Genomic DNA, 12,865 nt, shown 5'->3' with positions numbered 1-12,865 from the left:
GCTGTTTAAATCGGCGCATGCGCAGCATCCTAGAGAAGCCGACCAGCCAGTGTCAAGAATCAGCGCCCACAAAAAAGGCCCGTAGCAGACGGGCCTCTTGCAATCCGCGAAAGCGATCAGCGAGCGACGGCACCGTCGACCGACAACTTGCCCGCACCTTCGATCAGTATCGCGATGCTACCGGCCAGCAAGGCCAAGGCAAACTCATAACCGTTGTTGGCCATGAACAGACCGTTGCCGATGTGCACCGAGAAAATCGCCACCAGCGACAGGAACGCCAGGCCCAATGCCGCCGGGCGGGCCAGCAAGCCAATGACCAGGGCCAGGCCGGCGAAGAACTCCGTACCGCCCGCCAATGTGGCCATCAGGTAACCTGGCGTCAGGCCGATGCTTTCCATCCATTGGGCCGTCCCCGCCAGACCGTAGCCACCGAACAGGCCGAACAGCTTCTGCGCGCCATGGGCGGCGAAAATGATGCCTACAGCAATGCGCAGAACAGTCAGGCCATAACCGGCACGAGTGGACAGGACTTTGTTGATGACAGTGCTCATAGGGTGCATTCCTTGGTGTGTGCGTTGTGTGGTCGCCATATTAATCGATTGAACTCATGATAAAAGCGGAAAAAATCCGCTATACCATTCGAATTATTAGATCATTTCCGCAGAGCGACCTTTTGCTCCCTGGGCTCCAGCGACTCTCGCTCTCGATCAAACGCCAGATAGTACTTGTTCACACTATTAACGTAGCTGACGGCGCCCATTCCCACCTGCTCCATGGCAATGCGCTCGACCTGAAAGAACCACTGGTTGGGGTTCAGGCCCCGTCGCCGGGCCTCGGCACGCATGCCCTGCACCCGTTCCGGTCCCATGTTGTAGGCAGCCAGCACGAAGGCCATGCGTTCACGTTCGTTGAGTTTGGGGCTGGAGAAAAACTTGCGACGGATCAGGGCCAGGTATTTGGCGCTGGCCTGCACATTCGCATCCAGGTTCTGGATATTGCCCACCCCCACCCGCTGGGCCGCCGAAGGCGTGATCTGCATCAGTCCCGTGGGACCGCTGCCGCTGCGGGCACTGGGTTGCAGGGCAGACTCCTTGAACGCCAGGGCCGCGAGGTTCAGCCAGTCCATGTTCTGGGCCTCGGCGTGCTTCTGCAGCACCGGACGCAGCGTCTCCAGACGCTGGCGATTGGCCCGGGCCAAGGGATTGTGGACCTGGTACAAACGACGATAGATACGCAGGAACGCCGCGTCCTGGTTGGACGGAACCTTGTAGGTGGTCAGGAAGCCGTTGATGCTCGCACGCAGCATCGCGGCGTCGCGGCGGACAAACCAGTGCTCGCTCTGCGGCTCGCCAATGGGCACCTGTCGATCGAAACGCAGCTTGGGCAGGATCTTGCCCCAGCGCTCGGCAATGGGTTGTTCGACGATCGTCAGGTGAAAGATCCCGCCCTGGACCATCTCCAGCACATCTTCAACCGCCAGGCTGGGATCGACCCATTCGATCTTCACCGCAGGCAACTTGAGCAGCGCCAGTTTCTGGTTGATCTGGTTCACCGCGTCCCCCGCGGCACTGCCGTTGGGCAGGGCCAGGGTCTTGCCGGAGAGCTGCTCTACGCGTGTGTAACGTTTCTCGCCCTTGATGCCCACCAGCAGCAATGGCACATCGGACCGGATCGGATCGCTGGCGCTGACCGCCTGGCCGGCCTGGGGTTCGAGCAGTTCGCCCGGCGCCACGAGGTCGCCTTCGCCACGGTGCAAGGCGCCGAGCAACTGATCCTTGGCCGTGGGGATGATCTTGAGAGTGATTTGCTGGCCATCGCGGGCATGGCCGTTGAGGTACTGCTCGAAGGCTCGCAGCCGGTGATATTCGACACCGATGGATTGCCCCTGGACTTCACCGGAACTGTTACGACTCTGATTGACCAGCACCTTGAGCACGCGACTGCTGCGGATCTGCGCCAGATCACGCACGGTACCCGGCGCCACAGTTTGTACTGGCCCGGGCAGCCGTGCTTCGGCCGGCATCGGCAAAAGCAGCGAACAACACAGCAGTAACAACACCTGAGGACGTACCATCCACACTCCGGAAGGATACCGACGCTCGCCTTCCTCAGAATCGAGGCTTGAGCCGACGGAAACAGAGCGCCTGGGGCGCTGAAAAGTGCGCAAGACTGGCACAGCGCTGGCATTTATACCAACCCGACCTGTCTCGTGGCCTCAACAGACAGCCTCAACTCGTTGTAGTTCTTGGCTTTTCTTATAAATCTACAGCTCTGGTATGCTTTCGGGCCCTTGGGCCGAGGTAGCACCATGCAACTCATCGATATCGGCGTCAACCTGACCAACCCCAGTTTCGTCGACAAACACCAGGCGGTGCTCGAGCGCGCCTATGAAGCCGGGGTTTGCCAACTGATCCTGACCGGCACCAGCATCGACAGCAGCGAACAGGCGATCGAGCTGTGCCAGCGCCTCGATGAAACCGGCGAGCGGCTGTTTTCCACTGCCGGCATTCACCCGCACAGCGCCAGCGAATGGACCGCCGACAGTGCCCGGCGTCTCAAGGATCTGCTCAAGCAAGGCCGCGCCCGGGCAGTAGGCGAATGCGGGCTGGATTTCAATCGGGACTTCTCCCCTCGCCCACAACAGGAGAAGGTCCTGGAGGAGCACCTCGCCCTGGCGACGGAACTGCAGCTGCCGGTCTTCCTCCACGAACGCGACGCCGACCAGCGCCTGCTGGAAATTCTCCGGGACTTCCGCGACCGCTTGCCCGCCGCCGTGGTGCATTGTTTCACCGGTGAGAAAAAAGCACTGTACAGCTACCTCGACCTGGACTTGCACATCGGCATCACCGGCTGGATCTGTGACGAGCGCCGCGGCACGCACCTGCACCCGTTGGTGCGCGAGATCCCTCGCGGCCGACTGATGCTTGAAAGCGATGCGCCGTACCTGTTGCCGCGCACGCTGCGCCCCAAGCCCAAGAACGGTCGCAACGAACCGGCCTATCTGACAGAGGTCTTGCGCGAAGTCGCCTTGCACCGAGGCGAATCCCGGGAAGAGCTGGCGGTCCACAGTACCGCGTGCGCCAGGGCCTTTTTTGGTTTGCCTGTGATTTGCGGCTAGCCCTATCCAACGGCACACGGCATCCGTTGACCCATATCAAAATGCGCCGCGCTGAATAGCATCAGAATAATGGCACCTTGCCAAAACTGTTTCCGCTATCAGAGAAGACCTTCCATGGGTGCCTGGCTTAGCAATATCTCACTGAAATACAAATTCTGGGCGGTCAATGCGGTGGCCTTCGTGACCACCCTGCTGCTCGTCCTTTACGCGGTGCATCTGGAGCAACAGGCCCGCAACCACGCGGCCCTGGCGAATGCCCAGGCCCAGGCCCGGCTGCTCGATCGCTGGCCTGCCGGACAGGCCCTGCCCAAGACCGATTACCTGCTGAGCTTCCCCCGAGGCCAGGTGCCCGTTTTCGAGGACCAGCCATTACCGGCGTTGGAGGGGGCCGCAGGCCGGGTCGAATTCGACGCCAGTCCCTTGTTCGGTGAGCGGCCGCTGCTGGGCGCCGAAGTGATCCAGCGAAGCGACGGCCAGCAGCTCGCCGTACTGGTCCCTGGCGCAAGCCTGAGCCAGGTATTCAGAGAACGCTTCAGCCAATACGCGGTGGCGGTATTCGTACTGATGCTGGCGATGCTGGGGGCGTCGCAGTTGTTGATCCGCTTCCTGCTCAGCCAACTCAACACCCTGAAGGACGTGATGCTGCACGTCGAACGGACCGGCGACCTGTCCGCTCGTGTGCCTCTGGCCTGCCGGGATGAAGTGGGCCAGATGGCCGCGGCATTCAATGCCATGCAGGCCGGTTATCAACGCGTGGTCGATACCGTGGCCAGCACCGCACGCCAATTGGACAGTGGAGCGGCACGCCTGGCATCGAGCATGAACGATGTGCGCCACGGCATGCTCGGCCAGCAGAGCGAAACCGATCAGGCGGCGACGGCGATCAACGAAATGTCCGCCACGGTGTACCACATCGCTCAACATGCCGGCGCCACCCGCGACCTGTCGAAAACCGCCGATACTCTGGCGGGCAATGGCCGAGAGGTGGTTGGCCGTGTGCAGCAATCGATCACCGGGCTTTCCTCCGGTGTGCAGCAGACCGCCGAAATGATCCAGCGCCTGGCCGAAGACAGCCAGAAGATCAACGGCGTGGTCAGCGTCATCCACAGCATCGCCGAACAGACCAACCTGCTGGCCCTCAACGCGGCGATCGAGGCAGCGCGAGCCGGGGAAATGGGCCGAGGCTTCGCCGTGGTGGCCGATGAGGTGCGCAACCTCGCCAAGCGCGTGCAAACCTCGACGGACGAGATCACCGGCATGATAGCGGCCCTGCAGGCAGGCACCCGGGATGCCGTGGATTTCATGCAGGAAAGCTCCTACAAGGCTGACGATTGCGTACAACAGGCCCGCGAGGCAGGCGAGGCGTTGGAACAGATCACCGGGGCGGTGGCACAGATGCGCGAGAGCAATACCCAGATCGCCGTCGCCGCCGAGCAGCAGAGCCAGGTCGCCGAAGAAATGAACCGGGCGGTGGTCAGCATTCGCGACGTCACCGAAAACACCGTGCGCCAGACAGTGGACTCGGCCACCACCAGCCATGACCTGGCGACCCTGGCCGGCGAACTGAACAAGGCGATCGGGCAACTCAAGCTCTGAGCCCGCGATTCAGCGCCAGCCCTCTCCCGCACTGGGGGTCATGCTGTTCATTTAGCGAATTCGAAGGGCGGACGGCTTTACGCACTGGGGCGGGCTTTCTTGATTTTCAAGCGAGCCCAACAGTCAATCCCGCCATTGCCTTTTGATTCTATCGCCCCGATAAGCAACCTCGATTCGCCGGTCCAACGGTCGACGCCTATTCTTCACCCATATGTGTAGACGAATCGAGGAACAGCATCATGGGCAAACGTCACCCCAACCTTGCCGCCTGGCAATGGCGTGCCTACCCTGACAATCACCGTCACCCGACCAACCTGGTGCTGCACCTGATTGCCGTGCCGCTGTTCATCGTTGCATTCCTGCTGATCGTGTCGGGGGTGTTCGGCCTGAACCTGGCGAATATCGCCATCGGTGTGATCGGCGTGATCGCCGCGCTGGGCTTGCAGCGCCACGGCCATGGTCTGGAGGCACAGGCCTCCGAACCGTTCAGCGACCGCAAAGACGCGGTATCGCGGCTGCTGGTGGAACAGTTCCTGACCTTTCCCAGGTTCCTGTTCAGCGGTGGCTGGTGGCGCGCCTGGCGGGACCGCCACCGGCGCTGAGTCGCGAGCTCCCCTCAGCCGAAGATGGTCACTGTCTGCCGGCTCATGGCGATGAGGCGCCCATCGGCGCTCCAGAATTTCGCGGCGACATGACCGTAGCCGTCCTGGGCGTGCTCGATCTCGGCCAGGTACTGGCACCAGTCCAGCGTCGTGAGTTCCAGCACCGGCTGGACGAATTCGATGGTCCAGGTGAGTGTGCTGCCCGGAGCCATTTGCGTCAGGTGGGGCAACAATGCCGGAGGCCAGGCGTCCACCAACGCCAGGATGTGGGCCTCGTTGAGCGGCTCTTCCTTCACATCCCCCCGTAACCGTACCCAGCCGCCCATGCTCCGGGATTTGTTGCCCGTGAACGGCAGGCCGCCGACGCTCCAGCGCATTGCCAGATGCCGCATGAATTCCGGGGTGGCGCCCTTGACGTAGGGCAACTCCTGGCACTGCTCCACATTCGTGAAGGACGGCGCGGGGTCGGCCTGCACCGCCACCACGGAAGCACGAGAGGCGCCGAAACTGCCCTGGACCAGGGTGACCACCTGGCCCTTCTGCACCGCTCGCCCCACCACCTGGCTGACCGCCTTGCCTTCGCGCAACACCTCGACTTCGAAACTGACAGGTACGTCCGGCTCGACCGGACCGACGAAAGTGATCGCCAGCGAACGCACCGGGCGATCCGCCGGGACCCGCGCACGCATCGCCTCATACTGCAACGCCGCCACCAACCCACCAAAACTGGCGCGCCCCTGGCCCCATTCGGGCGCGATGGTCACTGCATCTGGCTGGCGACGCACGGCATCGATCAAATCGGAAAAGCGCATGACAACCTCGAAAGTGGGGAAGAACGATGAACGGATCTTAACCAGCCCGTGCGAGCGGCACAGCGCTCATTCCGGCCAAAGAAACGGACAGATAGGCCGCAGCTTTTCAAATCCACCCTCGATCGACCGCGGGAGCGAGTGTGCCCACGAACCCGTCATCCGTGACAAGAGGAATACGGGAGACAGCGCTCCCGTGGGAAAAATATGCAGGCAGGATTCAGGACTTGTCGAAGCAGTCCGCTATCAGCTTGTCGAGCACCTTGTCGGACTTGGCCTCGGCCTTTTCCATGGTGACCCGCCAGCTCGGCACGCAGGATTGCAGGTCGTGTTCCTGCTCGGCCCTGGCCAGCCATTGCCAGCAATCGTGCCAGTCCCCCAACGCGGCCTGGGCCGACTTGAGCCGTGGCATGGCCGCCTCGGGCAGGCGATCGAGTTCGGGATAGGCTTCGATGGCGTAGCGCACGCGTTTGATCAACAAACGCAAGCGATGACGGTCGTGAGCCGGATCGTCCAAGGCTTCACCGAGTTTCTTCCATTGCTTGTCCAGGCGCTTTTCGATGCGCTTGCGCAATCCCTTGAGCAACCCCTGGCGCTGGGCGGCACGAATGAAGCGTGGGAAGGCATCGAGGATCATCAGCAAGTGCCCCAGCTCCGGGCTCGCGGCGACGGCGCGATAGGCTTGGGCCATCTGCAGCTGGCGGTGCTGAGCGGCTTGCGGCTTGCCGTGCGCCTCCAGGTAGGCCGCCAGCACTTCCCGGTCCCGCAATGGCGTGGTCAGGGTGCCGACCGCCGAGGCGGCCGCTTCCAGCTGTTCGACCCCGGGTAACCCGCGCAACGGGCGAAGCAGGCTGCGCAGACGGCGGACCGTGGTGCGCAGGTCATGCAACGCTTCGCTGTCGGTATGGGCATTCAGGCGGGCCTGGCAGGCCAGCAGGCGGACTTCCAGGCCCAGTATCCGGGCCACCAGCCGATCGATCATGGGCTTACTCCGTTAGCAGCGCCAGGCTGCAAGCCTCACAGGCACAACGCCTCTCTTGAGGCTTGCAGCTTACAACGTGTCGCTGCTTTTATCGCCCCGCGCGGGACTCACGAATGTAGAAACGCGCTTTCTCGGCTTTCTTGGTGCAGCCTTCAAAGGCTTCGAATTGTTGCTGGGTCTTGGCGCCTGTCAGCAACGACAGGGCCTTGGAATAGCTGACGGTACCGGCAAAGCCTTCGGCCTTGGCCAGGTCGAGTTCACGCCAGGCACTGTCGAGCTGGCTGCCGCAACTGTCTCGGTACGCGGTCTTGCCGGCGCAACCGGCCAGGGCCAGAACCATCAGGGATGCCACCAGGGGCAGGCAGATCCGGGCTTTCATCGATAACACCTCAAGGTCAACAGTCGTGCTGGTAAGACGGTCCCGCCGGCAAAAAGTGCCAAGGCCCAACCGCGTTAATTCAAGTGTGGGCGAGCATACAAAAATGCCACACCGGTGTGTCAAAAAACGACGCTCGCGCCACAACGATTGAGCCGGGCCGTCGATGAGTGCATTGTTGAAGCCTGTTCGACAAGAGGCCAGGTCATGACAAAACGTGTCGCATTGGTATTGGGCTCGGGTGGTGCACGGGGCTACGCCCATATCGGGGTGATCGAGGAGATCGAACGGCGTGGCTACGACATCGCCTGCATTGCCGGTTGTTCCATGGGGGCCGTCGTAGGCGGGATCTATGCCGCGGGCAAGCTCGACGACTATCGCAACTGGATCGAGAGTCTCGACTACCTGGATGTGTTGCGGCTGGTGGATGTCAGCTTTCGCCTGGGGGCGATTCGCGGGGAAAAAGTCTTCGGGCAGATCCGCAAGATCGTCGGCGAACTCAATATCGAAGACCTGCGCATTCCCTATACCGCCGTGGCCACCGACCTGACCAACCAACAGGAAATCTGGTTCCAGGAAGGTTGCCTGCACCAGGCGATGCGGGCCTCGGCGGCTATCCCCAGCCTGTTCACGCCGGTGATGCAAGGCAATCGCATGCTGGTGGATGGCGGCCTGCTCAATCCGTTGCCGATCGTGCCGGTGGTGTCCAGCCACTGCGACCTGATCATCGCGGTCAACCTCAATGCCACGAACCAGAGGCAATACCGCCTGCCCGTCATCCCGCGACCCGCAGCATTCAGGCGTCGCTTCGACACTCTGGTCAGTTCCCTAGGCTCGCGCCTGCCGTTTCGCCGCAAACAGGCCGAACAACTGCTGTTACTGGAGCAAGAAGCGCTGAGGGCCGAGGCCGCCGACATCAACCCCTGGCTAGAATCGGCCGAACCCGAAGGCCAGCAACCGGCCGCGGCGCCGGAATCCGAAGGCGCCCCGAAATCCGCCACCGGCTCGTTCATCATCGATAACGTCGGCCCGGCCTCGCTGCTGGACCTGATCAACCAGAGCTTCGAGGTCATGCAGACCTCCCTGGCCCAATACAAGATCGCCGGCTATCCGCCGGATGTGCTGATCAACGTGCCCAAGCGCGTGTGCCGTTTTTTCGAATTCTACAAGGCGCCGGAACTGATCGCGCTGGGCAGGGAAATCGCCAGTGACACCCTGGATCGGTATGAAAGTGAACAGAGCTGAAGCAACAATTGTGGCAAGGCTTGGCTGAAGACCGAGGGGTTAAAAACCACCCTCTCCCAACAACCGATACCCCACCCCCGCCTCGGTCACGATGAATCGGGGACGGGTCGGATCATCGACGAGCTTTTGCCGCAGGTGGCCGATCACGATCCGCAGGTAATGGCTGTCCTCGATATGGGTTGGCCCCCAGATGTCCTTGAGCAACTGCTGTTGGGTGATGACTCGCCCCGGATGGCGCGCCAACTGCGCCAGCACTGCATATTCCTTGCGGGTCAGGGCCACTTCGGCGCCGTCCAGCAGCACGCGGCGATAAGCCAGGTCTACGGTCAGCGGTCCGACGGTCAGCGCCGCTTCCCGTGCTTCCCCCGTCGGGACCTGGCGCAGCAGGGCACGGATCCGGGCCAGGAATTCCTGGATCCCGAACGGCTTGGTCACGTAGTCGTTGGCTCCGTTGTCCAGCGCCTCGACCTTCTGCGCTTCGCTGGCGCGCACGGATAGCACCAGCACCGGAACCGTCGACCATTGGCGGAACTCACGCAGTACCTGCTGGCCGTCCATGTCCGGCAGGCCCAGGTCGAGCACCAGCAGGTCCGGCTTGTTCAACGCCGCCTGGGCCAGGCCGTCGCTGCCCGTGGCGGCCTCCAGCACTTTGTAGCCCTGGGAAGCCAGGCTGATGCGCAGGAACTTGCGGATCTGCGGTTCATCGTCGATGACCAAAAGTGTGGCGGTCTGGTTCATGGGGTCCGTTCGGTATAAATAGATGGCAGGAGAATATCCCAGTCCGGCTCAGGCTTCATCGTCCATGCCCGGTTGTGCCTGCAAGGGCAGGTGCAAGGTGATGCAGGTTCCACGCCCGTCGAGCCCGTCATCCACACTGATTCGCCCACCGTGGGCGCCGACCATGCCCTGACAGATCGCCAACCCGAGCCCGGTGCCCTGCCCGCCTCGATCGCCGCGCGCAGCGGTGTAGAACATGTCGAAGATTTTCTCGCGCTCTTCAGCCGGAATGCCCGGCCCCTCATCGGCCACGGCAAAGAACACTTCGCGGTCCGTCGCTCCGGCGCTCAGCAACAGACGCCCCTGGGCCGGCGAAAATCGCGCGGCGTTCTCCAGCACATTCACCAGGGCCTGCTCGATCAGGGCCGCATGGATATGCAGCAGCGGCAGTTCGGCAGGTACCTCGACGCTGACCGCCAGGGGCGCCAGTACCGCCCGAAGTCGATTGAGCGCACTGCCCACGATATCGGCCGGCGCCACCCAGTCCCGCGCCAGCTTCAAGGCGCCATGGCCCAGGCGGGTCATGTCCAGCAGGTTCTGGATATAGCGATCCAGCCGCTCGGCTTCATCCCGGGTGCCCTCGAGCAATTCGCGACGATCCGCCAGCGGGATCGCCTCCCCCAGCGCCAACAGGCTGTCGATGCTGCCGCGCATCGCAGTCAGCGGCGTACGCAGGTCGTGGGACACCGAAGCCAGCAAGGCGCTACGCAATTGCTCGGTCTCGCCATGCAGGCGCGCCGCTTCCAGATCCTGGGCCAGCTGGGCCCGCGCCAATGCCTGGGCCAGCGGCTGGCTGAGGGCAGCCAGCAAACGACGCCGCTGGCCATTCAACGGCTTGCCGTCCTTGGGGCATGCCCCTAGCAACGCCAAGGGCCCTCCTTCCACCGACAGTGGCCACCACCACCAGCGTCCGGATGGCAGCGTCCCGGTGCCGGCGCCCGCTGGCTGGTCATGCTGCCAGGCCCAGTCGGCGGCAGCGCGCTCGGCCTCGGTAAAGGTCAGCGGCTCGCCGGTCTCGACTTTCCAGCCAGCCTGGCCATCCCGGTTGAGCAGACACAGTTGCAAATCGTGCCAACCGTCGAAGTGCTGCACGGCGGCACTGATCACCGCCTGCCTGTCTGTGGCGGCGGTGAGTTTGCGGGACAGGTCGAGCAATACCCCGGTTTCCTGCTGGGTGTCGCGCAGGGCCTGCAACTGGCGACGCTGGCGGGCGGCGAGATTGCCGGTCAGGGCCGCCATCAGCAGGAAGAACACCAACGTCAGCACATCTTCTTCGCGCTGGATGGTGAAGGAAAAATTCGGCGGGATGAACAGAAAGTCATAGGCCAGGAACGACAGCGCCGCGCAGGCCAGCGCCGGGCCAAGGCTGCTGCGCACCGCCACCAGCAATACCGCCATCAGAAACACCAGGGAGATGTTGGGCAATGCCAACAACCCGGAGACACCCCAGGCCAGCGCACTGGCCGCCATGGTTGCAATCAGCGCCAGCGCGTAGTCGAATCCGCTGCGCGCGGCGTCCGAGCGCACATGGGCGGGACGCGGCTGTTCATCGCTGTCCAGCACGTTGATCTCCAGCCCCCTGGCGTCTCGCAGCAACCGCGACGCCAGGCCGCCGCCGAACAGTCGCCTGCGCAGACGCGGTCTGGACTGTCCCACCAACACCAGCGTGGCACGACGCTCGGCGGCATGCTGGATCAGGGTCCTGGCCACTTCGCCGGCCCGCAGCAACACCACCTCTGCTCCCAGGCGTTCGGCCAGTTGCTGGGCCGTTTGCAGGCGCTGGCGCGAGGGTTCGTCCCGGGCGCTGCCGTTGTCCACGTGCACCAGGCTCCATGGCAAATGCCGACGTTGGGCGACACGGCTGGCATGGCGCACCAGGCGTTCGGCCTGGGCGTCGCCATCCACGCCCACCAGCAGCCGGCCCCGCACCGCCGGAGCGGCCTGGCCCATCTGTCGGTAGCCCTGGGTCAGGTCCTTGTCCACCTGGGCCGCGGCGGTCTGCATCGCCAGTTCGCGCAAGGCGGTAAGGTTGGTCTGGCTGAAGAAGGCATCGATGGCTGCCCTGGCCTGCTCCGGCACGTAGACCTTGCCATCGCGCAGCCGTTCCAGCAGCTCACGAGGAGGCAGGTCGATCAGCAGCAGCTCGTCGGCCTCTTGCAGGACCCAATCGGGCAAGGTCTCGCGAACCTGCACGCCGGTAATGCCACGCACCTGGTCGTTGAGACTTTCCAGGTGCTGGACGTTCACGGTGGTATAGACATCGATGCCGGCGGTGAGCAGCTCCTGGATATCCTGCCAACGCTTGGCATGGCGACTGCCAGGCGCATTGGTGTGGGCCAGTTCGTCTACCAGCACCAGGGTCGGCCGCGCGGCGAGCAGACCGTCGAGGTCCATTTCTTCGAGCATCACACCGCGGTATTCCGAGCGCACCAACGGTTGCTGCGCCAGGCCACCGAGCAACGCCTCGGTTTCAGTCCGACCGTGCGTCTCCACCACACCGGCGATCACCTTCACGCCCTGGCGCAGTTGGGTGTGGGCCGCTTGCAGCATGGCGTAGGTCTTGCCGACTCCGGGGGCCGCGCCAAGAAAGACCTTGAGTCGACCACGATCATGACGGGACAGATTGGCTAACAGTGCGTCGGCACGATCGGAGTCGCTCATAGCAAAGGGATCTCTTGTCTCTGGATAGTGATGCAGTGAATTCTCCCGGCGCCTTCGCAGGCAGGCCCGCTTCGACAGGTTCAGCACAATCCCCTGTGGGAGCGGGCCTGCCCGCGAAGGCGGCCTGGCCGGCTAGAGCTTTTCCAGCGCCAGGTTCAATGCCAGGACATTGACCACCGGCGGCCCCACCAGGGGCTGCTCGATGTGTGCCTCCAGCAATTGCTGCACTGCGGAAACCGGCAGGCTGCGCGCTGCGGCGACACGCGCCAGTTGATAGGCAATCGCAGCCGGTGGCAAGTGCGGATCGAGGCCACTGCCGGAAGTGGTGAGCAGCGCCAGCGGGACCGGCCCCTGGCCGGTCACCTGGAGCTTGCGAGCCTCGTCGGTGACACGCGCCGCCAGGGCCGGGTTGCTCGGGGAAAGGTTGCTGGCGCCACTGGCGACCGTGGCGAAAGCGCCGGCCGATGGCCGTGGATGGAACCAGGCATCGCCCTGGAAATCCTGGGCGATCAACATCGAACCGCGCACCTTGCCATCGGCATCCCGGACCAGGCTGCCATTGGCCTGGGCGGGAAAGGCCACTTGCGCGACTCCCGTCACCACCAGCGGATAAGCGACACCTGTGATCAGGGTCATCAGCAATAACAGGCTCAAGGCCGGGCGTATCAGTGTGGACATCTCAGAATCCTCGAATTGGGA

At 63.3% G+C, this 12,865-nt stretch carries 12 protein-coding genes; 4 read left to right on the top strand and 8 right to left on the bottom strand.

What is annotated here, in order from left to right; genetic code table 11:
- Positions 1-116 precede the first annotated feature (116 nt).
- Together AC1M7R_RS19645 and AC1M7R_RS19640 are read right to left on the bottom strand one after the other, a co-directional pair.
- Positions 117-551 carry a DoxX family protein gene (locus AC1M7R_RS19645; RefSeq protein WP_072389285.1) on the bottom strand — a complete coding sequence of 145 codons (435 nt, stop codon included), beginning with the start codon at positions 549-551 and terminating at the stop codon, positions 117-119.
- Positions 552-652: 101 nt separating this feature from the next.
- A complete protein-coding gene (locus tag AC1M7R_RS19640) occupies positions 653-2,074 on the bottom strand; it encodes an MltF family protein (protein WP_072389287.1) in 1,422 nt (473 codons plus the stop codon).
- A gap of 234 nt (positions 2,075-2,308) precedes the next feature.
- Here AC1M7R_RS19640 and AC1M7R_RS19635 point away from each other — a divergent pair, with 234 nt between their 5' ends.
- From AC1M7R_RS19635 to AC1M7R_RS19625, 3 genes are all read left to right on the top strand, one after another.
- Positions 2,309-3,118: a TatD family hydrolase gene (locus AC1M7R_RS19635; RefSeq protein WP_072458100.1), complete on the top strand. Its 810-nt coding sequence runs from the start codon at positions 2,309-2,311 to the stop codon at positions 3,116-3,118.
- Positions 3,119-3,232: 114 nt separating this feature from the next.
- Entirely contained in the window at positions 3,233-4,714 is a 1,482-nt protein-coding gene (locus AC1M7R_RS19630; RefSeq protein ID WP_072389291.1) for a methyl-accepting chemotaxis protein, read from the top strand.
- Between the two features lie 239 nt (positions 4,715-4,953).
- Complete coding sequence (locus AC1M7R_RS19625; RefSeq protein WP_072389293.1) at positions 4,954-5,316, top strand: Mpo1-like protein; 363 nt, start codon at positions 4,954-4,956, stop codon at positions 5,314-5,316.
- Between the two features lie 14 nt (positions 5,317-5,330).
- On the opposite strand, the gene AC1M7R_RS19620 is transcribed toward AC1M7R_RS19625, so the two are convergent.
- The 3 genes from AC1M7R_RS19620 to AC1M7R_RS19610 form a co-directional block, all read right to left on the bottom strand.
- Positions 5,331-6,128, bottom strand: coding sequence for an acyl-CoA thioesterase (locus AC1M7R_RS19620; protein ID WP_072389295.1), 798 nt, complete (start codon positions 6,126-6,128; stop codon positions 5,331-5,333).
- Between the two features lie 217 nt (positions 6,129-6,345).
- On the bottom strand, positions 6,346-7,107 hold the full coding sequence (locus tag AC1M7R_RS19615) for a CHAD domain-containing protein (RefSeq protein WP_072389297.1): 762 nt from the start codon (positions 7,105-7,107) through the stop codon (positions 6,346-6,348).
- Between the two features lie 88 nt (positions 7,108-7,195).
- On the bottom strand, positions 7,196-7,486 hold the full coding sequence (locus AC1M7R_RS19610) for a hypothetical protein (protein ID WP_039588883.1): 291 nt from the start codon (positions 7,484-7,486) through the stop codon (positions 7,196-7,198).
- Between the two features lie 204 nt (positions 7,487-7,690).
- Here AC1M7R_RS19610 and AC1M7R_RS19605 point away from each other — a divergent pair, with 204 nt between their 5' ends.
- Positions 7,691-8,728: a patatin-like phospholipase family protein gene (locus tag AC1M7R_RS19605; protein ID WP_072389299.1), complete on the top strand. Its 1,038-nt coding sequence runs from the start codon at positions 7,691-7,693 to the stop codon at positions 8,726-8,728.
- A gap of 39 nt (positions 8,729-8,767) precedes the next feature.
- Here AC1M7R_RS19605 and AC1M7R_RS19600 read toward each other — a convergent pair whose 3' ends face one another.
- The 3 genes from AC1M7R_RS19600 to kdpC form a co-directional block, all read right to left on the bottom strand.
- The gene (locus AC1M7R_RS19600) at positions 8,768-9,466 is read right to left on the bottom strand and encodes a response regulator (RefSeq protein ID WP_490609850.1); all 699 of its coding nucleotides are present in this window, start codon (positions 9,464-9,466) and stop codon (positions 8,768-8,770) included.
- A 48-nt stretch (positions 9,467-9,514) separates the two neighbouring features.
- On the bottom strand, positions 9,515-12,166 hold the full coding sequence (locus tag AC1M7R_RS19595; RefSeq protein ID WP_490609849.1) for a DUF4118 domain-containing protein: 2,652 nt from the start codon (positions 12,164-12,166) through the stop codon (positions 9,515-9,517).
- A 132-nt stretch (positions 12,167-12,298) separates the two neighbouring features.
- Positions 12,299-12,844 (bottom strand): potassium-transporting ATPase subunit KdpC, encoded by a 546-nt coding sequence (gene kdpC, locus AC1M7R_RS19590; RefSeq protein ID WP_072389305.1) that lies wholly within the window; start codon positions 12,842-12,844, stop codon positions 12,299-12,301.
- Between the last annotated feature and the right edge of the window lie 21 nt (positions 12,845-12,865).

It is taken from the genome of Pseudomonas sp. MS01C9 (assembly GCF_058202755.1).
This window is presented reverse-complemented; position numbering and strand designations above follow the sequence as displayed.